14 protein-coding genes are annotated in these 24,889 nt (G+C 57.1%); 8 read left to right on the top strand and 6 right to left on the bottom strand.

Annotation, left to right across the window (positions count from 1 at the left end):
* Positions 1–798 precede the first annotated feature (798 nt).
* Complete coding sequence (locus ACESY8_RS10540) at positions 799–5,817, bottom strand: hemoblobin-interacting domain-containing protein (protein WP_434307682.1); 5,019 nt, start codon at positions 5,815–5,817, stop codon at positions 799–801.
* 327 nt (positions 5,818–6,144) lie between these two features.
* On the opposite strand from ACESY8_RS10540, the gene ACESY8_RS10535 reads away from it, so the two are divergent.
* From ACESY8_RS10535 to ACESY8_RS10515, 5 genes are all read left to right on the top strand, one after another.
* Positions 6,145–7,158, top strand: a complete 1,014-nt coding sequence (locus ACESY8_RS10535; RefSeq protein ID WP_054338986.1) for an FAD:protein FMN transferase — start codon at positions 6,145–6,147, stop codon at positions 7,156–7,158.
* Between the two features lie 368 nt (positions 7,159–7,526).
* A complete protein-coding gene (ahpC, locus tag ACESY8_RS10530) occupies positions 7,527–8,090 on the top strand; it encodes an alkyl hydroperoxide reductase subunit C (RefSeq protein ID WP_054338985.1) in 564 nt (187 codons plus the stop codon).
* Between the two features lie 3 nt (positions 8,091–8,093).
* Positions 8,094–9,713 carry an FAD-dependent oxidoreductase gene (locus ACESY8_RS10525; protein WP_087361011.1) on the top strand — a complete coding sequence of 540 codons (1,620 nt, stop codon included), beginning with the start codon at positions 8,094–8,096 and terminating at the stop codon, positions 9,711–9,713.
* Positions 9,714–9,841: 128 nt separating this feature from the next.
* On the top strand, positions 9,842–10,453 hold the full coding sequence (locus ACESY8_RS10520; RefSeq protein WP_498794727.1) for a class I SAM-dependent methyltransferase: 612 nt from the start codon (positions 9,842–9,844) through the stop codon (positions 10,451–10,453).
* A gap of 719 nt (positions 10,454–11,172) precedes the next feature.
* Positions 11,173–17,310 carry a choice-of-anchor I family protein gene (locus ACESY8_RS10515; RefSeq protein ID WP_204681959.1) on the top strand — a complete coding sequence of 2,046 codons (6,138 nt, stop codon included), beginning with the start codon at positions 11,173–11,175 and terminating at the stop codon, positions 17,308–17,310.
* 173 nt (positions 17,311–17,483) lie between these two features.
* On the opposite strand, the gene ACESY8_RS10510 is transcribed toward ACESY8_RS10515, so the two are convergent.
* From ACESY8_RS10510 to ACESY8_RS10495, 4 genes are all read right to left on the bottom strand, one after another.
* Positions 17,484–17,678: a hypothetical protein gene (locus tag ACESY8_RS10510; RefSeq protein WP_140402487.1), complete on the bottom strand. Its 195-nt coding sequence runs from the start codon at positions 17,676–17,678 to the stop codon at positions 17,484–17,486.
* A gap of 398 nt (positions 17,679–18,076) precedes the next feature.
* On the bottom strand, positions 18,077–19,303 hold the full coding sequence (locus ACESY8_RS10505; protein WP_204681960.1) for a C40 family peptidase: 1,227 nt from the start codon (positions 19,301–19,303) through the stop codon (positions 18,077–18,079).
* 912 nt (positions 19,304–20,215) lie between these two features.
* Complete coding sequence (locus ACESY8_RS10500) at positions 20,216–22,555, bottom strand: VirB4-like conjugal transfer ATPase, CD1110 family (protein WP_054338980.1); 2,340 nt, start codon at positions 22,553–22,555, stop codon at positions 20,216–20,218.
* Entirely contained in the window at positions 22,548–22,898 is a 351-nt protein-coding gene (locus ACESY8_RS10495; RefSeq protein ID WP_024723228.1) for a PrgI family protein, read from the bottom strand. Before ACESY8_RS10495 ends, ACESY8_RS10500 begins: the two co-directional genes overlap by 8 nt.
* Positions 22,899–22,996: 98 nt before the next feature.
* Here ACESY8_RS10495 and ACESY8_RS10490 point away from each other — a divergent pair, with 98 nt between their 5' ends.
* Positions 22,997–23,362, top strand: coding sequence for a hypothetical protein (locus tag ACESY8_RS10490; RefSeq protein WP_054338979.1), 366 nt, complete (start codon positions 22,997–22,999; stop codon positions 23,360–23,362).
* Here ACESY8_RS10490 and ACESY8_RS10485 read toward each other — a convergent pair.
* A complete protein-coding gene (locus tag ACESY8_RS10485; protein WP_204681963.1) occupies positions 23,359–24,204 on the bottom strand; it encodes a VirB6/TrbL-like conjugal transfer protein, CD1112 family in 846 nt (281 codons plus the stop codon). The two genes, ACESY8_RS10490 and ACESY8_RS10485, sit on opposite strands and share 4 nt — an antisense overlap.
* A gap of 83 nt (positions 24,205–24,287) precedes the next feature.
* Here ACESY8_RS10485 and ACESY8_RS10480 point away from each other — a divergent pair, with 83 nt between their 5' ends.
* Both ACESY8_RS10480 and ACESY8_RS10475 read left to right on the top strand, forming a co-directional pair.
* Complete coding sequence (locus ACESY8_RS10480; RefSeq protein ID WP_009260195.1) at positions 24,288–24,560, top strand: type II toxin-antitoxin system Phd/YefM family antitoxin; 273 nt, start codon at positions 24,288–24,290, stop codon at positions 24,558–24,560.
* A complete protein-coding gene (locus tag ACESY8_RS10475; RefSeq protein WP_007493011.1) occupies positions 24,547–24,849 on the top strand; it encodes a type II toxin-antitoxin system RelE/ParE family toxin in 303 nt (100 codons plus the stop codon). The genes ACESY8_RS10480 and ACESY8_RS10475 overlap by 14 nt, the downstream gene beginning before the upstream one ends.
* Positions 24,850–24,889 lie beyond the last annotated feature (40 nt).

Genomic DNA, 24,889 nt, shown 5'->3' with positions numbered 1-24,889 from the left:
GTTCTGCCGCTACGACAGAACAGCCCAGCGGTGACACCTGAATCAGACGGCGATTGATTATTTCAGTACAGACTTGTCTAAAAAGGGATTCTTCGTAAACGTCAAGCAACTGTGCGCCAGACGTCCTTTCCAATCTCCATCATGGCTGTGCCGCAGACAGGGCAGGCCAGCATGATTTCAGTACCTGGCAAATCGTCCTCACTACGACCGTGTCCGCACCTGAATAGTTGTCTGCTTTCCCTTTTCCGTTCTGAATGCTGGCAACCACTCCACCCACCGTCTGCCGCTCAGGCAGCAATGGGAGTTCTACAAGGCTGCCGGTAGCTGCGCTACTGAATCTGTGGGCACAAGTTCCGCGGCTGCCGACGAAAGGATTTTCTTTTCCCAGCGGTAGTACGTCTTTGTCAAAATATTGTGTTCCGCACACCATCCCCCTTACGCTCATACCGCTGCTGTGGCAGTCTATGATTTGCGCCCTCCAATGCTCCAGCTTTGCCTGGCGTTTCAATTCCCACGCGCCCCTGGTTCCCGGCACCTCACAAAACGAGAATTAATATCTCATAACCTCTTCGCCTTTTAATCCGTCCCTACCTTTGACGGTTACGTTGAAGCCGGCCTAACCGGACGATGAAACAGAACAACCGGCGGCGACATAAACACCTCTTAATAAAAGCCAAAAGCGGGGCAGCATACGAAGAAGTATGCTGCGCCGCTTAGTTGGGTTAGGGTCGAGCCATTCTATTCCTCTGAATCTCATGAAAGAGCAGACACAACAGCCCTCCCCCAAAGCGCATTGTCTTACTCAACAATATTCTCGCACATCCGCATGAGGATGGTGGCAACCTGAGCCCGAGTTGCGTTCCCCTTGGAGGAGAGTGTGGTGTCGCTGGTTCCGTTGATAAGCCTAGTGTCCACCGCCCAGGCCATAGCTTCCCGCGCGTATTCAGAAATGTCACCATAGTCAGCAAATTCCTGAATCTCTGCGTCATCCTGCCCGACATCGTAGCCCTCTTGCACAGCATACCGGTACAGCATCGTCGCAAGCTGTTCCAGGGTGATCTGGCCGTTGGGATTACTGCCGTCGGAAATACCGTTTTCCTTGGCCCAGGCCATAGCCGACTCATACCAGACGTTGCCGCCGGTGGTATCCTGTCCATCAAACCGGGCCAGAACTGTCACCAGCATGGCACGGGTCATCGTGTTGTCAGGCGCAAAGGTATCCTCAGTCGTACCGGCGAAGAGCTCATGGGCACTTGCATAATCAATGGCATCCTCCGCCCAGTGTCCGTCCGTATCCTCAAACTCCTTGGCGTTGTCTACAATGAGCAAGTCTGTAGTCTTATCCACCTGCACCAACATCCCGTCCTCAGTGGGAACGGACAAGCTGATGATCTCTCCGGTATCCGCGTCCACAGCCACCATACCGTAATCCACATCAACAGGGACCGTTACAATAGTTTCATCCACATTTTGGGGAACAGTGACGGTGACTTTCACATCCTCGCCCGGCTCGTCCACGACCCTGATTTTGACGCCATCGGCGCGGTTTTCCGTGGTGGTCACGGTGCCGTCTTTTTCGCTCTTTACCACCAGGGTGGAGCCGTCCTCATATTTCGTGGTTTCCGTGACAGTCCCGGTATTCTTATTCGTAACCGTCGTGGTTGTGCTGCCGTCATCGTTCTTCTCGGTGGTGGTCGTCGTGGAGGAACCGCCAGAAGAAGAACCGCCGCCGGAGGAGCCTCCGCCGCTCTTACGCGTCACAGACACGGTGCATTGTGCGGTCCCGTTCTCCGCGGTCGCGGTGAACGTGTAGGTGGCTGTCTGGTTCGGCAGGCTTGCAGAATAGGTGCCATCCGCTCCGGCAAGCAACGTCTTTTCCGCGCTGCCCTGGTCGTCCGTTTGCTTCACAGACAGATCGCCGGCAGCACCACTCACCGTCAGAGTCACAGTACCGCCGCCCCGCAGGGATGTGGCGCTTGCTTCAATAGAAAGTGTGGGCGCCGTTTCGTTCTCCCAGTGAGCGGTAAAGCTCTTATTGCCGGTGCTGCCCGCAGGGATTACGACTTCCCTGACAGGCTCCGTCACACCCTCGTAGGTCCATCCCAAGAAGGAAGTCCCCGTCTTGGTGGGGGCCTGAAGCACAACTTTATCTTCCACTGTGTAGGTAGCCGGGTTTTGGGAGGCGTTCACGCCGCCGTTCAGATGATAGGTGATTCCATAGCGGATAGCTGCATAATCGGCGGACACACCCACATCAGCGGCAGGCATGATAAATGTATGTACACCGCCGATCACGGTAACTTCAATGGGGACTCCACTGGAGGTCTTCGCCGTTACCGCGCTCAGCTCATAGCCCTTGCCAGGCTGGACCAGAACTTTATCGCCCTCCGCCGCGGCGGAGGTGCCGACGGTAACAATACCGTCGGCAATGGAACCGTCCAGCGCGACATTGTATGTAAGTACCGCTGCGGTAGTAAACTTATCCAGAGGAGGCGCAGGGTCAATACCACTCTTCCAATAAAGTGCCTCTAAAGGATCGGGCTCCAGGGTCTCAATAACTGTACCATCTTCCACATGCCGGCTGGGGCTGGTGACGGAAATATTTCCGCTGACAGCCTTGCCTGCTTCTGCGTTATTGGAGGTTGAAGCGGTCGCGCCCTGTAAAAACGCCTGATTGGTGGAGATCGTGCCAGTTCCAGAAACTGCTGTACCTCCATCTCCCCAGAACGCTTGGCCAGCAACCGCCACCACCTTACCGTCTCCGGTAATTGTACCGTTGTCTAACTGAACAGCAGTGCCGCTGGTGGGGTAGAGCTGTACTTTTGCGTCTCCGCCATAGACGACCAGCACTGCGCCGTCCTCTACCTTCAGCGTTCCATTCCGCACTCTCAGACCGGTCTGTCCAATTTTGTTGTCTCCCGCTTCATCACCCTGAATGAATACTTGACCCTGGACGGTCACATCTCCGGCGGCAACCACCACGGGTTCATTGCTGGTGCGGTCTGCCAAGTTGCCGTTGGCAAGGTAGTTGATATGGGAGTAGATAGCGGCATTCTCCAGAATTGCTCCGTCCTCCAGACGCAGCTGCCCGCAAAGAGAGGAGCCAACCAAAAATTCGCCCTGGCCGCCATAGCCGTTATAATTCATAGAGAAGGTTCCGCCGTCCTCGACCTCGATGATGCCCTGTACCACGGAGTCCTGGAGAGTCAGCTTGCCGCCGTTCTCTACCACGATGCGGACACTGCTGAGGATCTCCATATTTACAAAGGTCAGATCGCAGCCGCTGGGAATATAGAGTGTCTGGGGAATTTTATCCGCCAGCACATCATCCCAGGGGATGTCATAGCCGAGATAACCGTATGTGCCGCTGGTGTGGGAGCCATACCAGGCTTTCACCGCTGCTGGGACACGGACACTGTTCTCCTCTCCAGCCACATTGCTGCCAAAGTTCTTAATGGCCCAGGGCTCCATGATGTCCCACATATACCTGCCGTCCTGCGTCTGCTTCAAGTTCTCCAGCTGTAGCCGTTCCGCTAGGGCTTCTTCTCCGGTATAGATCCGGAACGGCAGTGCGTTGCTGGTAGCCGTGTGCCCCTGATTGTCAGCCACAGTAATGGATATCAGATAGCTGCCCGGGTCTTTCGGTGTGCCGCTCAGAGTCAGGGCGCTGCTAATCGTCATGTAGACGCCCTCCATACCGCTCTCGCTGCTTTCAGGCGTCCCGTTCGCTACGTCCGGGACAATAGAAACAAAACACTTGCTTCCATCAATGTTGATATCGGAGGAGTAGTGATCCAGTTCGTCCCAGTCATCTTCGCCGGGCTCGGTTCCTTTTTCCACCAACGCCCCGTAAACGGTGACATCGCTGTTTTTATTGGTGGAAGATCCGCCAGTTGCGCCGGAAACGCCGTCATAATCTTCCTGGCCCACGATGGCAGCCTCGAAAGAGCCCACCAGCTTCACATGGAGCTCATAGTGATCCCCCTGTCCGTCGTTCTCCTCAACAGAGGGATTCTCTCCATTCTGATCAAGTACAAACTTGAATTCCAGTGCCTCATAGCCCTCAGCCGCAATCGTGATAACATCGCCGCTCTTCAGGGTATCCGGTCCAGAGCTGCTGAAGTTATTGATTGCAAACACCAGGCGGTTATTTTCTACATCCGCGTAATATGTGCCGCCAGCGGAAGGTTCAATATCTTTCACTTCCCAGGGCACGCCATTCACCGACACAGAGGTGATCGCGGCAATATAACCCGATGCATCTTCAAACGTAAAATACCAGTGGTATGCGTGCATGATTCCGGCATCATCCGCAATTTTGATTTGGCTGAGTGAAATTTCCGTCCCAGGTTCAGGATCGGGTTCCGTACTGCCGCCGTTCTCAATCTCAGCAGCATACTGGGCATCGCTGCCGCTGCCAGTCTTCGTGAGGTGCACCACCAGGTCCTTGTAACCCTCAGCGGAAATCACAACCGTAGTGGGCGCAGTGAAATCCTCCGTGATCTGGAGGACCGTCGGCATCGTCTCACTATTTATGTCCGTACCAACAGTCCACGCTTTGCTCTCCATGCTCAGGGATGTTTCCCGCTCGTAGATTTCTCCGTCAACGCTAACCTGAGTAATTTTTTTCAACCAGGTCTGGGGATCTGTATCCTGACCGAAGTCCAGGTAAACAGTACTCGTAAAAATTGACGAATAATTATATTTCGCTGTCACTGTCGTGGGCGGATTCGATTCACCAGAGGATTGAGAGGCCCGGAACGCAGCGGATACCGTCACATTCCCTGCAGGCATTACGAATGTGTACCCATCTCCGGTTTTCTCGGTACTTACTGTTGTATCATCATCCTGTCTCACGGTCAGCGCATCCAGCTCATAGCCGCTGCTCGTCTGGACTGTCACAGTGATGGCGGCCCCCGCTGTGGCCTCCTGAGAGGAAACCGCTACGGCGCCGTTCTCAGCATCTTCCACTGTAATGGAGTACACTTCTTCCGGCTCTGTCGCTCCATCCACCACTTCTGCGGTGTAATTTTCTTTATTTAATTTGAGAGTCAGATCGCTATAACCATCTGCGGAGATAACGCAGATGGCTGGATTTTCTGGAAAATCCTCACCGATCAACACATAGTAAGAGTCATACTCGCCCGCATAAATATAATACGTTTCGTTGTTCCATACCGAAGTAGAATAGTCTGTCCTTGTCCACTCCTTGCCGCCTACACTGACATTAGTAATGCTGTTTAGCCAAGCTGCATCACTTGATGAAAAAGTCAGTCTGAAATCGGAACCGAGATTTGAACCGGCAGTAAAGTTCGTGGGAGGAACTTCCTTCTCACCCGCAGGACCACTGTCCTCTCCGTCTTCGCCGCCATCACCGCTGTCCTTGATTTTTGCGGTATAGCCATCGTTGCCGCCCGCTGTCAGCTCCACGGTCAGGTTAGAATAGCCCGCAGCAGAAATCACAACTGTGGCGGGAGAATCCTCCACTCCGGAGAGTTCAATTCCCGCATAACTGCTATAGACTCCCGACAGAGAGACTCCAGCCCTCCAATATGGTTTGGCAGGGAAAAAGGAATCATTGCCATCGTTGTATTTCTCACCATTGACCTCTACACCGTTAATGGCATCGATCCAATCAGCGTAGTCGTCGCCAAACTCTAGTCCAATAGATCCGGAATAAGCGTTGGCGCTTACCGCATAACTTACTTCCTCCGGCAGATTCGCACCTGCATCCACTGCCGCCGCATTGACAGCCAATGAAGCAAGCATAGACACCGACAAAAATAATGCCCCCAATTTGCGAAGAACTCTCTTCATCATTTAGCCTCCTTTACAGCTTGCCACCATTTTTTAGGTGGCGAAAATGAAGCTGGCCTCCAAGCCATACACAGGAAATTGCGGGTTGAAAACTGCCTCCTTTCCGTGTTATAATGCAGACCGTCCTGCATTGGGCTATTTTGTTTGCATAATGGTTAGTATAAGCTAACCAAAGCGTGAAACAAAACGGCTCCGGCGCCATCTGTTATCCTAATGGTTAGCTATTGCTAACCGTCACAAAGCAGAAGTATATACACTCAGGGAGGATTTGTCAATGGAGGTTTCTATTTTGGGGACTGGCTTTATACTGCGGGAGGAAGCTAGACTATGAAGCGGTTCTGGCTGATTATTCCCCTTGCTCTATGTATGTTCGCTGGTTGTACAGGTACTGTTTCCGAACAGCCCCAGACAAATTCTTTTTTTGCTATGGACACGGTTATGGATCTTACTATATATGGGAATAAATCTCTGCTGGCAGATGTAGAAACTTTGATTTCTGATTTAGAAGAAAAGGTTTCCGTGACGGATGAAACCAGCGAACTTTACACGATCAACCAAACCGGCACCGGTACACTGACAGGTTCCGCCGCAGAGTTGATGCAGTCCGCACTTGCTATGTGTCAGCGTACCGGCGGCGCATTGGATATTTCAATTTATCCGGTCGTGCGGGCCTGGGGCTTCACCACGGAGAGCTATCAGGTGCCAGAGGCGGAAACCCTGGAGGGGCTGTTGGCCCATGTGGATTACACACAGATCCGATATGACGCCGAAACCGGCGCCGTGTCTGTGCCGGACGGTATGGAAATTGACCTGGGCAGCGTTGCCAAGGGATTTGTTGGTAGCCGGGCTGCTCAATACTTGAGGGAAAACGGCGTGGATTCCGCTTTGTTGAACTTGGGCGGCAATGTTCAGACAGTTGGCTGCAGGCCGGACGGCGATCCCTGGAAGATCGCGGTCAAAGACCCTAGAGGCGGCACACCGATGATCGTTCTCTCTATTCAGGATCAGGCGATGGCCACGTCTGGCGGGTATGAACGCTATTTCGAGCAGGACGGGAATACCTACTGGCATATCATGGACCCTGCCACCGGCCGCCCGGCAGAAAGCGGCCTGACCTCCGTCACCGTTGTGGGAGACAACGGCCTGGCATGCGATGGGCTTTCCACCGCCCTGTTTGTAATGGGATTGGAAAAGTCCGCTGCCTTGTGGCAGGAGAGCGACGACTTCGAGGCGGTCTTTGTGACCGCTGAGGGCGATATTTACATCACCGCCGGCCTTGAGTCTAACTTCGCTCTGACGGAAGATCACCAAGACGCTGTGGTGCGCGTGATTGAGAGATGATAAAAGGGAACAGGACTCCCAGTCATCTCTTTTCCTATCTGGCATGGAGTGGTCTTTTGCGGAAGGAGGAAACCATGCTGAACAAACACAGATATAGTATCAGCTTTCGAGAAAGAAAAACTGACGGCACGCTTGAGAAATAGTAGTGTGCAGACTATCTTCCAGTGGAGTACCAGGGCAGGGGACGGCTTTTGTAGCTTTTGTAAGCCGCCCCTGCTCTGCTCAATTTCAGAAAGAGTTAATCGGATGGAAATGATAGTTTATTTCAGAAATCACCAAGCGCCGCTTGACGATTCTCCTGTGAAGCTGTATAATTTCATTTGGTTAGCTATTACTAACCAAATGAAATTATGAATGGAGGTATTCCTATGTCCCTGATTCAAAAAGAAATTGCCGATTTCTCTGTCCAGTGCTATCAAAACAACGCGTTCCGCACCGTCGCCAAGGCGGATGTACTGGGCAAGTGGAGCGTGTTTTTCTTCTATCCCGCTGACTTCACCTTCGTGTGCCCCACGGAGCTGGAGGACTTAGTCAATCTCTACGAAAAGTTCCAGGCCATTGGCTGCGAGATTTACTCCGTTTCCTGCGATACCCACTTTGTCCATAAGGCGTGGCATGACGCCTCGGAGCGCATCCAAAAGATCCAGTATCCCATGCTGGCCGACCCCACACATTGTCTGGCGAAGGATTTTGAGGTCTACATTGAGGCCGACGGTGTAGCGGAGCGCGGTAGCTTCATCGTCAACCCCGAGGGGAAAATTGTGGCCTATGAGGTCAACGCTGGCAATGTGGGCCGGAACGCCGACGAGCTGCTGCGGAAGGTGCAGGCCTGCCAGTTTGTAGCGGAGCACGGAGACGAGGTTTGCCCGGCGAAGTGGCAGCCCGGCGCTGAAACCCTGAAGCCCAGTCTGGATCTGGTGGGACAACTCTAAACCATGGAACAGACGGCAAATTTTTACGATGTCGTGGTCATCGGCGGCGGTCCTGCTGGGCTCACCGCCGCCCTCTACCTGGCCCGGGCCCGCTACCGGGTGGTGGTCGTGGAGAAGGACCACTTCGGCGGACAGATCACCATTACCTCGGAAGTGGTGAATTATCCCGGCGTAGGCAGGGCCAGCGGGACGGAGCTTACCGAGACCATGCGAAAGCAGGCAGAGGGCTTCGGCGCTGAATTTTTGCTGGCCGAGGTCATCGGGCTGGAGCTCTCCGGTGATGTAAAGACCGTCCGCACCGGCCGGTGGGAGTTGAAGTGCTTCGGTGTTCTCCTGGCCACCGGCGCCCATCCCCGTATGGTGGGCTTCCAGGGTGAGGAGCAATTCCGCGGCCGGGGCGTGGCCTACTGCGCCACCTGCGACGGGGAGTTCTTCACCGGGAAGGATGTCTTTGTGGTGGGCGGCGGCTTCGCCGCGGCGGAGGAGAGCGTGTTCCTCACCAAGTACGCCCGCCATGTGACCATTCTGATCCGGGGAGACGACTTCACCTGCGCCCAGGCAACGGCGGATGCAGCCAGAAACCACGAGAAGATCGCTGTCCTCACCAACACAGAGGTGGAGGAGGTTTCCGGCGACACCGCCCTCCGCTATCTCCAGTACCGGAATACCAAAACCGGCCAATCGACCGAGCATCGTGCGGTGGACGGCGAGACCTTCGGCGTGTTCGTCTTTGCCGGTTATGAGCCAGCCACGGAGCTGGTGCGCGGCTTGGCTGAATTGAATGACCAGGGCTATATCCTGACAGACCGGAGCCAAAAGACGACTGCGGACGGACTGTACGCGGCCGGCGATGTATGTGTCAAGCCTCTGCGGCAGGTCGTCACCGCCGTGGGAGACGGCGCCCTTGCCGCCACGGAGCTGGAACGCCTGTGTGCCGCCATGCAGGAAAAGACCGGCGTACATCCCAAGGCTCCGGTGAGCCGGGCAGAAAAAACGGCGGCTTCCGCTGAAACAGGCAGCGCCCTTTTTACGGGGAATATGCTGGCCCAGCTCCATACGGTATTTGCCCGGATGTCCTCGCCTTTGACCCTGCGGCTGCATCTAGACGAAACGCCTCTTTCCGCTGAATTGAAGCAGTATATGGAGGAGCTGGCGGCACAGAGCAGCAAGCTCACAGTGGAAACAGGTCCAACAGAAGGAATTGACCACCTGCCCTGTGTCCGGGTCTGTCGGCCGGATGGGGGCTGGACAGGCCTTGCCTTCCACGGAGTCCCCGGCGGCCACGAGTTCACCTCCTTCATCCTGGGCCTCTACAATGCCGCCGGACCGGGACAGGCTCTGGATGAAGATACAAAAGCAGCAATCCAGTCCATCCAGAAGCCCATCAAATTAGAGCTTCTGGTTTCCCTCTCCTGTACCATATGTCCGGGGCTGGTGACAGCGGCCCAGCGGATCGCTGCGGAAAATCCCCATATCACTGCCCAGGTTTATGACTTGAATCACTTCCCAGACCTGCGGGAGAAGTATCAGGTCATGAGCGTTCCCTGCCTGGTCGTCAATGATGGGGAGCAGGTATCCTTCGGCAAGAAAAACATCCGGCAGTTGTTGGAACTCTTAGCATAGCAGGGAAGCCGCGTTGCGGGCCGTCTGGTCTGCAACGCGGCTTTCTTCATCAAAAAGGGCTTGTGGAACAGAGACTTTTGGAGTATTCTCTAGTTACCAACAACTAACCCGCAAAGAGGCGTATCACTATGAAGAAATCAGACTTGGACTTCTGGCAGGGAATGGCCGCACATTACACCAAATTCATGCGGCGCTCAGCACCGGTATATGCAGAAATCTGTAATCGCATTCGTCCGCATCTTACCCGGGATATGAATGTACTGGAATTGGCCTCCGGCACAGGTCAGCTATCCTTTCCCCTGTCTCCGTATGTCCGGCTGTGGGAGGCCACCGACGTCTCTTCCAGTATGATCGCGGAAGCGAAGAAGCGGACCGGATCTTCCCGGCTCCACTTCTCGGTGCAGGACGCCGCCCATCTGCCGTATGTCTCGGAAACCTTTGACGTGGTGGTGATCGCAAATGCACTGCATATCTTACCGGAGCCGGACAGGGTTTTGCGGGAAGCTCGGAGAGTCTTAAAGCCGGGCGGGTGGCTATTTGCTCCTACCTTTGTCCACGCCGGGGGAAAACTGGCCAGGCTGCGGACCTGGGGCATGGAGCGGACCGGCTTTCGTGTCTACCACGCCTGGAACGCCGGGGAGTTTATTGCGTATCTGTCTTCACATGATTTCTGGATAGTGGAACACGCCCTGCTAGGAGGGCGTGTTCTGCCTGTGTGCTATGCGGCAGGCAGGAAGTAGTTGACGCAAAATGGATAGGAGATGACTGTGGGCACTATATGTCGGCGGCCTTGCGTCCCCTGATAACAGAGAAGGATTATATCCCTGTTTTTCTTGCTGTTGATTGCCGAAAGATGGAGCAGAAACGAAACCCGCCCCTCTGAGCGAGTGCTCGGAGAGGCGGGTTTTTGTGGGGCTGATTTTTCTGCGGATATGCTCACAGAGTCCAGCGGCTGGACTCCGTTCGTTCGGACACGAAATCCAGGTAAATGCCGCCTTCTGGATTAGATCATCGTATAAAAGCGGAACCATTGTGCGGCCTCAGCCACTGCCTATGCAGGCCAAATCCCCATAGCGAAAGCAGGGGGCGTTCAGCCACGTATGATGATTCACAGAAATACGGGAAGATGCATCGCATATTTACGATCCCTGCTTATTTGATTGCGTCCTTCAGGGCTGTATCGGCCCTGAATACCGGGGCTGTTAGCGCCGACCCGACTTAACTGCTAAATTGGGGCAGTGCTAACTATTACCTTTAATCCCTTCCTAAACTGGGAGGAGCTTTGTGGTCTGACAGATGCAGAAATTGGAAACCGCTTGCTCTGGATACAGCAGCAGCTAAAACCGTCGCGAAAGGCCTGACCAGGATATTTTACAAGCACTTTACAGTTTCCTGGAGGATAAAAAGGTTACCTTTCGGTAGAATATCACCGATATTTTCTAAGAAGGGACCAAACAATATGAAACATAATTTGCACCGACGATTCACAACAGGCCTTCTTGCGCTCACAGTGCTCTTGGGAGGATGTCCGGGAGCGCTGGCGGAGGAGGCCGGTGAAGAATTCAAGAAGGGTATCGAGGCGGTATCCGACTGGCTGAGTACACCGGCGCAGGAACTGGACCAGGTTGATGTGGCCGCAGACTGGAAATTTGGTGAGCAGTTTACCACTGGCAGCATTTCCGATGGCAGCCTGATCATCGAGGACCAGAGCGGCAATGACAATGACCTGAAAATGCAGCTCTATGTAAACAGCCAGCTTACCGCAGACACCGGAGCCGCAGACTGGGAGAACTACCTCTCTTTCTCCGACGAGAGCATGACCGGCGAGGGCGGCAGCCTGGTGTTCAATGGAGACGACGGCACGAAGGATAAAGGAAATCGCACAGGGGCCGACTTCATTACCGTGGAAGACGCTCCTATCAACGACGAGGAATTTGAGAACGGCTATACCCTGGAGTTCCTCTATTATTTCCCCGAGGACTGGACCGCCGCTGACCAGTGGATGAGCCTCATTGCCCGACAAGGCTCCGACGGCGGCAATCCGGAGGGCGAGCAGGGCACCATGTACGCCTCCATCTCCAACTGCAAGGAGATCCAGTTCATCACCGGCAACGCGGCCGGCAACCACACCATGTCTTCCGCGGCCTGGTCAGTGACTATGGACCAGGGCGGCGTGTGGTACCACATCGCCATTGTCTCCGACGGCCACGAGATCGCCACCTATGTCAACGGCTGCGAGGCATTCCGGGACTACGTGTCCGACGAGATGGTCGGCATGTACGCCGATCCTGCGGACGGACGGTTCCGGGTGGGCTCCTCTTGGTGGAAGGATGGCGGCCAGACCCTGGACAAGTTCCTCCAGGGCAGTCTGCAGGAGATCCGCATCTCCGGCGAGGCCCTGGACAAGGATCAGTGGCTGGTCCCCAACCCCGAGGACTATGTGGGCGAGTTCGGCAGCAACGAGGACTACACCCTCCGGAATGAGGACAACTACAACATCGTCCTGATTCCGGACACCCAGAACACCGTGGAATTCCGCCCCGACGTGATGGACGCCGCCATTGACGGCCTCATTGACAGCGCCGACGAGCTGAACGTGGCCGGCGTCGTCCACCTGGGCGACGTGGTGGACGACAACAACGACGATGCCCAGTATGTCAGCGCTCGGGATGCTTTCTACCGCCTGCCCGACGCGGGGGTAAAGTTCCTGATCCAGATGGGCAACCATGACGGCTGGACCAGCGGCACCCACAACTATTACAACAGCTTCTCCGGCAAGAGTACTGCCTGGACCCGCCGTACCAGCTGGTACCTGACCCAGTCCCCCAACGGCGACGGCAACAGCTCCTATATGTTCCTGCGGGCGGGGAGCTACAACTACTTGATCATCTCCCTGTCCTGCTCGGGCAGCGGCTCAGGCAGCAACAACAACACTGCCTGGAACAGCGAGGATGAGGAATGGCTCCGCTCCGTGCTGGAGGAGTATCCCAACTGCCCCACCATCGTAACCACCCACGACCTGCAAAACTGCTCTGACACCCAGCCCAGCTCCATCAAGCTCAGCAGCCAGGGCAGCAAGCTGTGGGACATTGTCAAGGACTATGACCAGGTCTTTATGCTGGTGGGCGGCCACAGCCACGGCTCCGGCGTGGAGACGCTGACCAACACCAGCGGCAAGCAGGTCATCTCCATCCTCACCGACCTGCAATTTGCCTACAACGGCGGCAACGGCTGGTTCCGCTACCTGGAGTTTGACGAGAGCGCCGACAAGATTTATTACTCCATCTACTCCCCCTACGCCGCCTCCCTGGACGAGAGCGAGAAGACCTTCTTTGACGTAAACTTCCTCACTGGCCCTGGCAATGAGGGCGAGATTGACATTGATTTTGACGAGCGCTTTGCCGGCATGGCCCGCGAGGAGCAGACGGCTCAGAGTGAGGGCCAGTGGATGACCGGAGAGTACCACACCCACACCGGCCAATCCAAGGACGCCACCTCCGCCTTTATGTCCCTGCCCAACGTACTGGCCGCCGCCTTCCGCAACGAGGAGGTGCTCCAGGGCGGGGACAACAGTGCCGCCCGGTTTGGCAACCTCCAATATGGTGATGCCTTTGACTTCCTGGGCTTGGCCGACCATCTGCGCCAGTCCTATAACGGTGTGGACGGTCAGGGCAACGGCCAGTACGACACCGCCTTCTATGTGGCAGTACAGACCCAGATCCGGGAGCTGGAGAAGTTGCAGGTGAAGGGCGAATATACCGACAAGTTGCTGAACACCGGCTTTGAATGGGATATGCCCGGTCTGGACCACGCCAGCGTGGGAATCCTGGACGAGAACGGGGAAGCTGACCTCTCCGGCATCCACGCCTTTGAGTGGCTGTATGCCAGCCAGGGCTCCGGCGACGACCCCACCAGCCTGTTTGCCCTGGACGAGAAGAGCGACGATATGGACGAGCAGGCGCTCTATGGCGACCGCAAGCACGACGGACGGCCGGAGACGGCCTATGAGGCAGTAGCCTGGCTGGAGGAGCACTACCCTGGCAGCTATGCCCTGCCTAACCACCCGTCCCGCCACAACGGCGGCAGCGGTGAGGTGACCATTGAAAACCTGCGCCGCCTCAACGACGCGGCCCCCAGCGTGGTCTTTGGCTTTGAGGGTATGCCGGGCAACCAGATGTCTGGCAGCGGCCGCTGCGAGCTGCCCGAGGGAGACATCCGCAACGGCGCCGACGAGATGATCGCCGTCACCGGCGGCGTGTGGGACTCTCTGCTGTCCGAGGGCCGTAAGTTCTACAACTTCGCCAACTCCGACTTCCACTTCAAAGTCAGCGCCGATGAACAGTACTCCAGCGGCTACTGGGCCAGTGAATACTCCGCCAACCAGGTGTGGGTGGAGCCCGGCGATGACGGGCAGTTCACCTTCTCTGACGTGGTGGAAGGCATGCGCTCCGGCAACGCTTACTCCGTGTACGGCAATCTGATCTCCGACCTGTCCTTCACCGTTTCCGATGGCGCGGCCAGCGCAGGCATGGGCGGTGAGCTGAGTACCGAAAAGGGCGACCAGCTGACCGTCACTGTCCGCTTCAAGGCGGGTAATACCAACAACTATGAGAAACTCTTCGGCACCGACACCGACATCGCCGTGGACAACACCCCCGAGCTGGACCATGTTGACCTGATCATGGGCCATGTCACCGGCAAGGTGGATGAGAGCCAGTACGGCAGCACCAGCAATACTGACGCCAAGATCGTCAAGACCTTTGGCAAGGATGAACTGGCCCAGGCCTTGGGCGGGGATGGGTACTACACTCTCACCTTCTCCGTGGAGGCCGACAGCAACCTGTACTTCCGCCTGCGGGGCACCACCGTGTCCCAGGTGGACGAGAACGGCGACCCCCTCGCCGACGCCGACTACTCCGGCATCGGCGACAATCACACCCGTTTTGACACCATCAACGACTCCAACTACGCCAGCCTCTGCTTCTATGCAAACCCTGTCTGGGTGACGGTGGAGCAGGCCCCTGATGCCCCTGCGGCCCAGACCGCGGGCATGGAGAACGGCTCCGCCAGCCTGGAGCTAACCAAGATCGCCGGTTACAGCGCCGGTCAGTTCGATGTGGACGGCGGCGTCATGGAGATCGTGGCCTACAACCGCGACAACGGCTATGCCTATGCCGTCAATGGCAAGAGCGGCCTGCTGGCCGTCATCCCCATGGGTGAGCTGAAAAATACCGGCGTGGTATCTGCCCTCACCGGAACCACCTTTGATGTAAAGGCCGCCGTACAGGCTAAGGATAGCTCTTTTACTTACGGCGGCATGACCTCCGTAGCTGTCTCCCCCGACGGGAAACTCCTGGCCGCCGCCCTCCAGGCCGAGGGCTATGCCGATGCCGGCCGGGTGGCCCTGTTCACCTGCAATACCGACGGTTCCCTGACTCTGGACAAGGTGGTCCCCGTGGGCGTACAGCCCGACATGGTCACCTTTGCCGGCAACAACACCGTCCTCACCGCCGACGAGGGCGAGCCCCGCCTGGGCTACGGCGAGGGGAACACGGACCCCAAGGGCTCCGTCAGTGTGGTGGATGTGACCGCGGGCACAGCTGCCGTGGTGGACTTCGCCTCCTTTGACGAACAGCGGGACGCCCTGGCCTCCAGCGGCATTATCCTGAAGAAGGACACCGCCCCTTCCGTGGACCTGGAACCCGAATACATCGCCGTCTCCGGCGGCAGGGCCTATGTGACTCTCCAGGAGAACAACGCCATCGCTGTGATGGATCTTGCATCCAAAACCTTCACCGGTGTCTACTCCGCCGGCTTTGAGGACCATAGCAAGACCCCCGTGGACATCGACAAAAAAGATGATGCCTATAACCCCAAGACCTATGAAAGCCTGATGGGCATCCGTATGCCCGACGGCATCGCAGCCTTTGAGCAGAACGGCAGGACCTGGCTGCTCACCGCCAACGAGGGCGACAGCCGTGAGTGGGGCGACTATCTCAATGAGAAAGAGGTGAACTTCGGCAAGGGCAAGAGTTCTCCCACCGGCTCCATCACCGCAGAAAACTCCGGTCTTACCGGCAAGGTAGTGTTCTTCGACACCGGCGACTATGACGGCCTGGACAGTAAGAAGGACTATCTCTTCGGCGGCCGCTCTTTCACACTCTATGAGGTCACTGACACCGGCATCGAGGAAGTCTTTACCAGCGGCAACGACTTCGAGGCCCTCACCGCCAAGTACTTCCCCGACTACTTCAACGCCTCCAACGACAACGCTGTGAAGGACGACCGCTCCGGCAAGAAGGGCCCCGAGGCGGAGAGTGTCACTGTGGGTACCGTGGATGGCAGGATCTACGCCTTCATTGCCCTGGAGCGTAGCGGCGGCGTGATGGTCTATGATGTCACCGACCCCGCCCATGTTTCCTACGTCAACTACATCAACTCCCGCGACTTTTCTTCCACGGTCCCAGGCTCTGAGCAGTATGAGGATGATGAGCTAGACAAGTGGGTCACCGGCGGCGATGTTGCCCCCGAGGGGCTGGCCTTTGTGCCGGCCGCAGTCAGTCCCACCGGAAAAGATCTGCTGCTGGCGGCCTGTGAGGTATCTGGCACCATGGCGGTCTACGAGCTGGCTGGGAAGCAGTCCGGGAATGAAGATGGCGGTTCTTCTGGCAGCGGCTCCAGTAGCTCCAGCAGTTCCGGCAGCTCCAACAACACAACCGAAACTGTCAAAAATCCGGATGGCTCCACTACGACCACCATCACCGACAAGAAAACCGGCACCGTCACGGAGACCACAATGTTTAAGGACGGCTCTACCCTGGAAGTGGAGACCAGGAAGGACGGCACTGTCACCACCACTGAGACTGCCAAGAACGGCGTCAAGGTTAAGACCGTGGACGAGCCCGGCAAGGATGTGACCGCCAAGGTCACTATTCCAAAGTCCGTGGGTGAGGCTGTTGTGACCATTCCCGCCGACACGGACTACGGCACCGTGGCCGTGGACGCGGACACCGGCGAGATTGTGAAGCTGTCCGTCCCCACCAGAGACGGTATGACCGTCAAGCTGGAGGGCTCCGCCGAGCTGGTACTGGTGGACCGCAGCCGCGATTTTACCGACACCAACGGTCACTATGCGGAGAACGCCATCACCTTCGCCACAGCCCATGAGCTGTTCTCCGGAACCGGCGAGAATACCTTCACCCCTGACGGTCCCATGACCCGGGCCATGCTGATGACCGTTCTTGCCCGCTTTGACGGGCAGGACACCACCGGCGGCGCCGTGTGGTATGAAAAAGCAATGACTTGGGCCAAGGAAAACGGTATCTCCGACGGCTCCAATCCAGATGGTTCCATCACCCGGGAGCAGCTTGCCACGATGCTGTGGCGTTACGTGGGCAGTCCCTCCGGGGACGGCTCCCTGTCCTCCTTCGGGGACAGCGCCAGCGTCAGCGCCTACGCCACAGAGGCCCTGCGCTGGGCTGTGGGCGAGGGTCTGATCTCCAGCACCGATGCCGGGCTATTGGCTCCCCAGAGCAGCGCCACCCGGGCTCAGGTTGCCACCATCCTGATGCGTTTTGTGGAAAGCCTGACCAAATAAAGTTGATATAAAGCAAGGGTTGGCGGAACGACATAGCCGTTCCCCCAACCCTTGCTACGGTGCATCCAGGACAGGCCGAGGGGATTGCCCCGATTCTTGACCGCTTTTCAAAATATCTGGATCATATGCGCATTGACCCACTCGGCCTTCAACGACGCAAGATATATCTTTTTTCAGTCCCATGGTGTTTGAACTCCATGACGCTCAATTACAACGTTATATGTTTCTCCAAGAGGAATAGCATCTACCCCTTGAATATCATAAAAATTTCCATTAACCTCAACTTCTGTTGCTCCAGAAACAGTTTTCGTAAAATTTGCTTTGCAAAATAAAATTAATATTACGAACACGTTTTTCGCATAAAGCATGTACTGTTACAATCCTCGAACGAATTGTCTCTGCCCTTTAGAAATATTTCATACTCACTAGGTGTCATCGCAGCCAGAGAACAGGTCATACCGTTAAACGCAATAATGGGGCTTTCGGGATTTGCAGGATCTTCTTTCAGGAAAACATTGTATTTAGATTCCTTCATTTATGTCCCCTCCTTTGTGAATTATATCCAATAAAATTGTACTCTTTCTACAACAATATTAGTACAATATGCACCAAAAGTCAATCCAAATTTACATATATTTCTTTCTGCTCGCAGTTTTGTTAGACCTTGAGGCTTTATTATCCAACGGAAACTTCTGGAGCCCTATTTACCAGGGCAGCACGGCCAATGGAGGTAACAAAAGAGAGCTGGCAAACCTATCAACGGAATTTATTTGACGTAGTACAAGGGCCTCCCAATAAATGTAAACCCTTGCAGACTGGTAATGACCACATTGTCCTGGCTGAACGCGCAGTGGACAATGAGCAGCTCTCCGTTCCCATCCCTGCCGCCCACGATACCCACATGCTCGTCGCCTGGGTAGAAGACCAGATCCCCAGGGAGGGCCTCGTCCCAGGAGATCTCCGTACAGTAATTGTGCTGCATGGTGGCTCCACCCCCGTGGCCTATGATGTACTCGCCGCCTGTCACATTGTAGAATACCCAATCGACGAATCCACTGCAATCCATCCCGTAGGGCCGGTAGGTCCCGGTAGTGGAGCTGCCTGCCGCAGTGACCTTCTGAATGGTTCCCCAGCGCTCATCCCAGCCTAAAACCAGGGATTTGCCGCCCCAGAAGTAGTTCACCTTGCCCACCAGGGAACAGGCGGTTTCCACCACAGCCCGCCGCTCTGGAGACAGATCCTCCGGGAGCGCGGCCAGCAGGGCCTTGGCGTCCGGGTCGGAGATCGTCAAGTCGCCCGCCAGTGCGGCCAGGAGATCCCGGTTTTCCAGAAGCTCGTCCAGCGCCTCATTTTGGTCATCGGTGAATTGATAGAACACCCGCATATCGTCCGGCGTCCTGGGGGTGATGGTGATGTGCAGGATGGACTCCGTCCATCCGCCCTCCTCTCCAGTTCCTGTGTGTTCTATGGTCTCCACCTGGGTAGTGAGCTTCGTCATATCCCAGAACACCGTCCGCAGCCGTTCCACCCGCTCCGGGTCCAGTACCGCCACGTCCACGCCGTCCTCCGCTCCGGCTGTCCGGGCGGCAAACACGGCCAATACTTCCGGCCAGCCGGGAGGCTGGCCATGCACCTCCACGCCGTCGTATGCCCCACCGGCCTGCAGCTCCTCCAGCCGGTCCGCCAGCTCACGGTTGAGCTGGGCCACGGCTGCAGATGGAGAGACGGCGTCCGGGGCGTTCCCGCCGTCCGCGAAAAAGATGCCGAAGGGTGAGACGATCAGGATTCCGACCAGGCACACCACGACCACGAGTGCGAGAATAACCCCGCCGCCCGCCGCAAGGGCGGAGAGCAGTGCCTGAGCGGCGGCGATGGCGGCCTTGGCCGCCGCCACGGCGGATCTGGCCGCTGCTTTGGCGGTCACAGCCGCTGTCTGGGCCGTGGCGCGGACCGCCTGGGCGGTGTGCCGGGTGAGGTTCGCGGCAGCTTGCATAGTCCTGGGGGCGGCCCTCGCCGTCCTCTCCGCCGTTTTGGCCGCCTGGTCTGCCGTCTTGATGGTCCGCCTGGAGGTGTGCTCCGCGGTCTTTACCGCGCCGCGCGGAGGGTGCGAAACTCTCTTTGATGCGGACGGGCCCTTCCCTGGAACGATATGTTCTTGAGACGCCCGGCGCACAGGCACTCCTGATGCGGAGGCTGGGCGCGGTGAAGCGTATCTGCTCCCACCAGCTTTTCCTCCGGCTTTGCGGGCCGAAGACGCTCTGCAGTCACTCTTGGGTGTGGATGTGGCCTCCAGCCGGCCACGCCGCTGTGCCCGATCCCTAGCCACGATCCGGCCCTGTTCCCGCACAAGCATTCGACTGCCCTGGGCAGGCGGCTCTGTGGGAGGCGGCGATCCCCGCTGGAGATAGGCCCCCTTCATTTTGATCGTAGGCTTAGAGGCCGCCTGTGGGGATGGTTCCAGTGCCGGAACCGTTGAAGAACTCCTGGTTACCTCCCGAGTCTTGATTCTTGGCCACTGTTCGGCAGGGGGATGCGTTGGGGTATCCTCTGTTGGGACAGGCGGTCCATTGGAAACAACGTCGGCGGAGGGGCCACCGCGCTTCTTTTTCCCCCTTCCAAGCAGCCGTTCCGCACGGTGCTCTGCCTGGCGTATTCCACCGGCCGCGGCATCCTCGATCTGGTCACCGCCATAGCGGTCTGCCTGACCGCCCTGGGCGGTATCCCGGAGCTGCCCTCTCAGGCGCTCGACGCCGTCCTCCAGCCCGCGCCGGGTCAGCTCCTTGGGCGCTGCCTGTATCTTCTCTTTAAGTTTCTTCTGTACCGTGGGTTTTTCTTTTATCTTTTGGATGGAGTATCACCTCCCGCGAAGAGGGGCGGGGCCCAGGAGGGCCCTGCCCCTTCTGTGTTACGCCGCCGCATCCGCCTCGGAGGGCTTGGTGCTCATGAGCCGGTAGAGGTTATTCTTGGGGAAATGGTCCATAAAGGGCACAATGGCGCTGCCGCACTTGATGAGTCCCCGGCCAAAGTCCACATTGGTGATGTAGGAGAGCTGGTTGTCCGAGATGTTGAGCAGCCGGGCCAGCTCCGCCCGGTCCGTGCTCGCCTGGTTGAGCATGACCAGAAATTCGCTGTTGGCCAGCATGGTGCGGGCCGTGTGGGACTGGAGCAGGTCGTCCACATTCTGGGTCAGGCCGGTGCAGCAGGCCCCGTACTTCCGCACCCGCTTCCAGAGGGTGAAGAGGAAGTTGGCGCTGTACTCATGCTGGAACAGCAAATAGATCTCATCAATATAGACCCAGGTGCTCCTGCCCAGCCTGCGGTTGCGGATGATGCGGTTGAACACGCTGTCCAGCACCACCAGCATCCCCACGGGGAGGAGCTGCTTGCCCAGATCCCGGATGTCGTAGCAGAGAATACGGGAGCTGGTGTCCACGTTGGTGGGCTTGGCGAAGGTGTTCAGGCTGCCCTCGGTGAACAACTCAATGGCCAGAGCCACGTCGCGGGCCTCCGGCTCCGGCTGGCGCAGCAGCTCCGCGTGGAAATCCCGCAGGGTGGGGACGCTGCCCTGGTACCCGCCCCGGATGTAGCCGTGGTAGCACTGGGCCGTGCAGCGGTCGATGATGGATTTCTCCTTGGCGGAGAGCTGACGGCTGCCCATGAGCTGCTCACACAGCGAGAGAAGGAACTCGGACTTAAGCACCACCGGGTTCTCCCCGTCGCCGTAGTCCTGCTCCATATCCATGGCGTTGATGTGGTTGGGCGAGGTGGCGGAGATGTTGACCACCTCACCGCCCAGCCCCTCGATAATGGGCCGGTACTCCGATTCCGGGTCGATACAAATAATATCGTCGTCGGTAGCTAGGGCCAGCGCCGCCAGCTCCCGCTTGGCGGTGAAGGACTTGCCGGAGCCGGAGACGCCCAGGACAAACCCGTTGCCGTTGAGCAGCTCCTTCCGGTTGGCCAGGATGAGGTTCCGGCTGATGACATTCTGACCGTAGTACACGCCGCCCTGGTGGCGGATCTCCTGGGCCTTGAAGGGCATGAGCACGGCCAGGGCCTCGGTGGTGAGGGTGCGCAGGGCGCTAATCCGTCGCAGGCCCAGGGGCAGGGCGGTGACGAGGCCGTCCGCCTGCTGCCAGCTCAGAGGGGCGAGCTGGCACAGATGCTTCCGGGCGATGGACTGGAGGGCTTCCGTGTCGCTGTCCAGCTCCTTCCTGCTGTCCGCCAGATGCACCAGCGTCACCACGGCGAACAGCATCCGCTGGTCACGGGTGGTCAGGTCGTCCAGCATCTCGCGGGTCTCCTTCCGCTGCTGCTCCAGATCGTAGGGGACAATGGCGGAGAAGTTGTTGCTGCTGTTCTGCCGGCGCTGCCAGTTGGTGACATTGGTCTCCACCCCAAGCAGGCGGTTCTGCAGCTCCCGCACGGCCTCGTCCGTTGGGACGGGGATGATGTCGATGGACAGCATCAGGTTTCGGTTCAGACCGGTCAGCTCGTTGATCATGGAGTCCTTGATGTAGCTGGCGTACTCCTTGAGGAACAGCACGCGGCCGTACTTGTTCCCCATGACGAAGTGATCCTTCCTGAATTCCAGGCTGTCCGGGCAGATGGCGTCCTTGAAGGAGTGGCCGCGGAGCATACACTCACGCAGATCCAGGCGGTACTCCGTCTCCTCGCCGGCGCGGTAGAAGTCGTGGAGCACCCGCAGGCGCTCCACCGCGTCCAGCTCCTCGCTGTGGGAGTCCAGATGGTTCAGCCGGGAGGTCACATCGTGTACCACCCGGTCAAAGAATGTGCGGGCCTCCTCCACGCTCTTGCGGTAAACGGACAGGGTGATATACCGCTCCTGGGCCACGCTGTTGGAGGAGTCGGTGACCTTGTCCATGAGCATGGCGTTGTACTCGGCCCGGTAGCCGTCCAGCGCGTCATCCTGTCGGGGAAGCAGGATCTCCCGTTCAAAGTCCTCCCGGTTGACCCGCTTGTTGTTGATGGTGATCTTGGTGGTGGACCCGGCATCCAGCGCGTTGAGCAGCTCGGAGTAGTCCAGGAACATGGCCGTCTTGTCCTCTTTGGATGCGATGGCGTAGTTGATGTCGCTGAACCGCAGGGTCTTGGAGAATTTGCTTCCGAATTGAAAAATCCCATCCGGCCAGAGGCGGCGGATGGGGATGGCGTCCTGTACGGATTTCGGTACCTCAAATGTCTCTTTATCCTGCTTTAACGTGGTCAGCAGGGTTTTAATCAAGCTTGACAGCCTCCTTCAGCGTTGAATTATCCAGGGCTTTGGCATACAGGTGGTCCGATTTGAACACGAGCCGTTTCGGATAGAGCAGCTCGGAGCGGATCACGGCCAGGATAAACTGTTCAAAGGTCATGCTGTTATACTGAAAAAAGCCGCCCAGGGCAAAGGGAAAGGCGGCCAGGATACACACCCAGCCGACCTCGCTGCCCAGCACTGGGCGTAGGCCGAAGTAGATCCCCACGGCCACGGCGACAGCCAGCAGGGCGAAAATAAATTGCCGCAGGGTGAGGCCAAAAAATAAGCTCTCCTGATAGTCCCGTACTTCCTTGTTGATGCGTACCTCCAGTGAAATCACCTCCAGGTTTTAGAATCGGCAGACAGACGCTTGCAAAATCTGCCTGCGTATGGTACGATGCGTATAACTTACCAAAGGAGGAAGCAGTTATGGCATATTTGATGTTGGGCGCTTTGATGATTCTTTTGTCCATTCTGTTCAGGGTAGCTGCGGTATTTCGTCTGTCTATCCCCCTCCTATATGCATTGATCGTTCCCACGCTGTTCCACGAGTGGTTTGAGGCCCACCGCGTGCTTGGCGAAGGCATTTGGTATGCTATGCTGGCCATCGTCGTCGTATCGTGGATTGTTTCTTTTGTCAAAAAGATCCGCTCTATCATTGCCCGGCGACGGGAGAATCAGATTTCCGAGGAGATCTTCCTGGCGCGGCTACGTGAGGCAAGGGAAAACGGCGAATCCGCACCGGGCGGAGGATACAGCGTCAAGGTGGATGACCTGTGGCGTGATGTAGATTAACCCAGCCCCATTAACTCCCGGATGAACTGGTCGCTCATCTTAATGGAACCCACCAGCACCAGCATATTGAAAATCAGTTCGCCCACATAGTTCCACACAATGGTGGCCGGAGCGAGAGAGCTGTCCGCTATGGCGGGCGGGGACGAAGCGAAGGCGGAGAAAATCACACAGGCCAATACAATAACACAGCCCTCCAGGCAGATGGCGGCGTAGCTTTTCAGAAAGGCCACGCCAATGCTGCTGGAGGGCTGTCCCGCGAAGCTCGCCAGAGGAACAGGGGCGAACGCGGTGGCGATGTAGAGTTTGAAAAAACGGCTGTAGACCGTCAGAATCATTACCAGGGCCAGTACCCAGATAAACAGGGAGCCCAGCAGAGTGATGGCCCACAGAGGGATGCTTTCAATCAGCCCCACGCTCTCAATGATGGTCACCATCTCGTCCGGGAGCGTGGTGGCGCTTAGATCCGCCAGACCGGACGAGTCCATGATAGTGGAGATCATGCCCTGGGCCACACGGAACAGGGCGGTCATGAGCTCCATCCCATACATTACCGCGGCCTGGGCCAGAATAAAACGGACAAAGCACTTGAGGGCCATCTCCGGCTTTTTCAGCTCGGTAAAGCTGCCGCAGGTCTTGACCACGCCCATCACAAAAAACAACACCAGGAGGGCGTAGCCGATGGCCTGGAGGGCGCCGTTGATATTGACGATCACATTCCAGACCCCGCCGCCCTTGAACTCCTCCGGGGTGGTGCTGATGAGCTGCCAGATCTCCGTGAGCTTGCCATTCCAGGTTTCCAGAGCGGAATTCAAGTTGTCGACGATCCAGTTTCCACTGCCGATTTTGATCACCTCGATTCACTCTAAATTTCATTTGATATTTACTCATAATTTTGCTATACTGTTCCTATAAGGAGGTGGCTGTCATGCCGACCATTCGTCCGATTTCCGACCTGCGCAACAATGCCAACGAGATATCTGATTTTTGCCGCCAGACCCATGAGCCGGTCTATATCACCCGCAACGGCAGCGGCGACATGGTAGTCCTCAGTATGGAGGAGTATGAGCGGCAGCAGGCGCTCATCGACCTTTACGGAAAGCTGGCCGTGGCGGAGCAGGAGATATCCGCCGGCGCGGAGGGGGAAGATTTCCTTGCAGTGGCCCGTCAGCTGAGGGAGCGCGTCCATGGAAAAGTATGAGGTAAAAATCTTTTCCACCGCAAAGCAGGATCTTCTGGAGATCATCGACTATCTGAACACGCTCTCCCCAGAGACCGCTCTGCGGTACTATGACAAGCTGACGGAGGAGATCGGCGGCCTGTCTCATATGCCGGAACGGTGTCCGCGCCCCCGTGATCTGGCCCTGGCCGCCAAAGGATACCGCTATCTCATCGTGGAGAATTATCTGGTCTTTTATACCATCTCAGGACAAACGGTGCAGATCCAGCGCATCCTCTATGGGCGGCGGAACTATCAAAACATTTTGTGAAGATGAGTGGCGGGGGGGGGGGGGGGGGGGGGGGGGGGGG

This window comes from Clostridium sp. ATCC BAA-442 (assembly GCF_964239415.1).
Classification (GTDB): Bacteria; Bacillota; Clostridia; order Oscillospirales; family Oscillospiraceae; genus Flavonifractor; species Flavonifractor plautii.
Note: the sequence above shows the minus strand (reverse complement) of the source record. Positions and strands in the feature narration are given on the sequence as shown.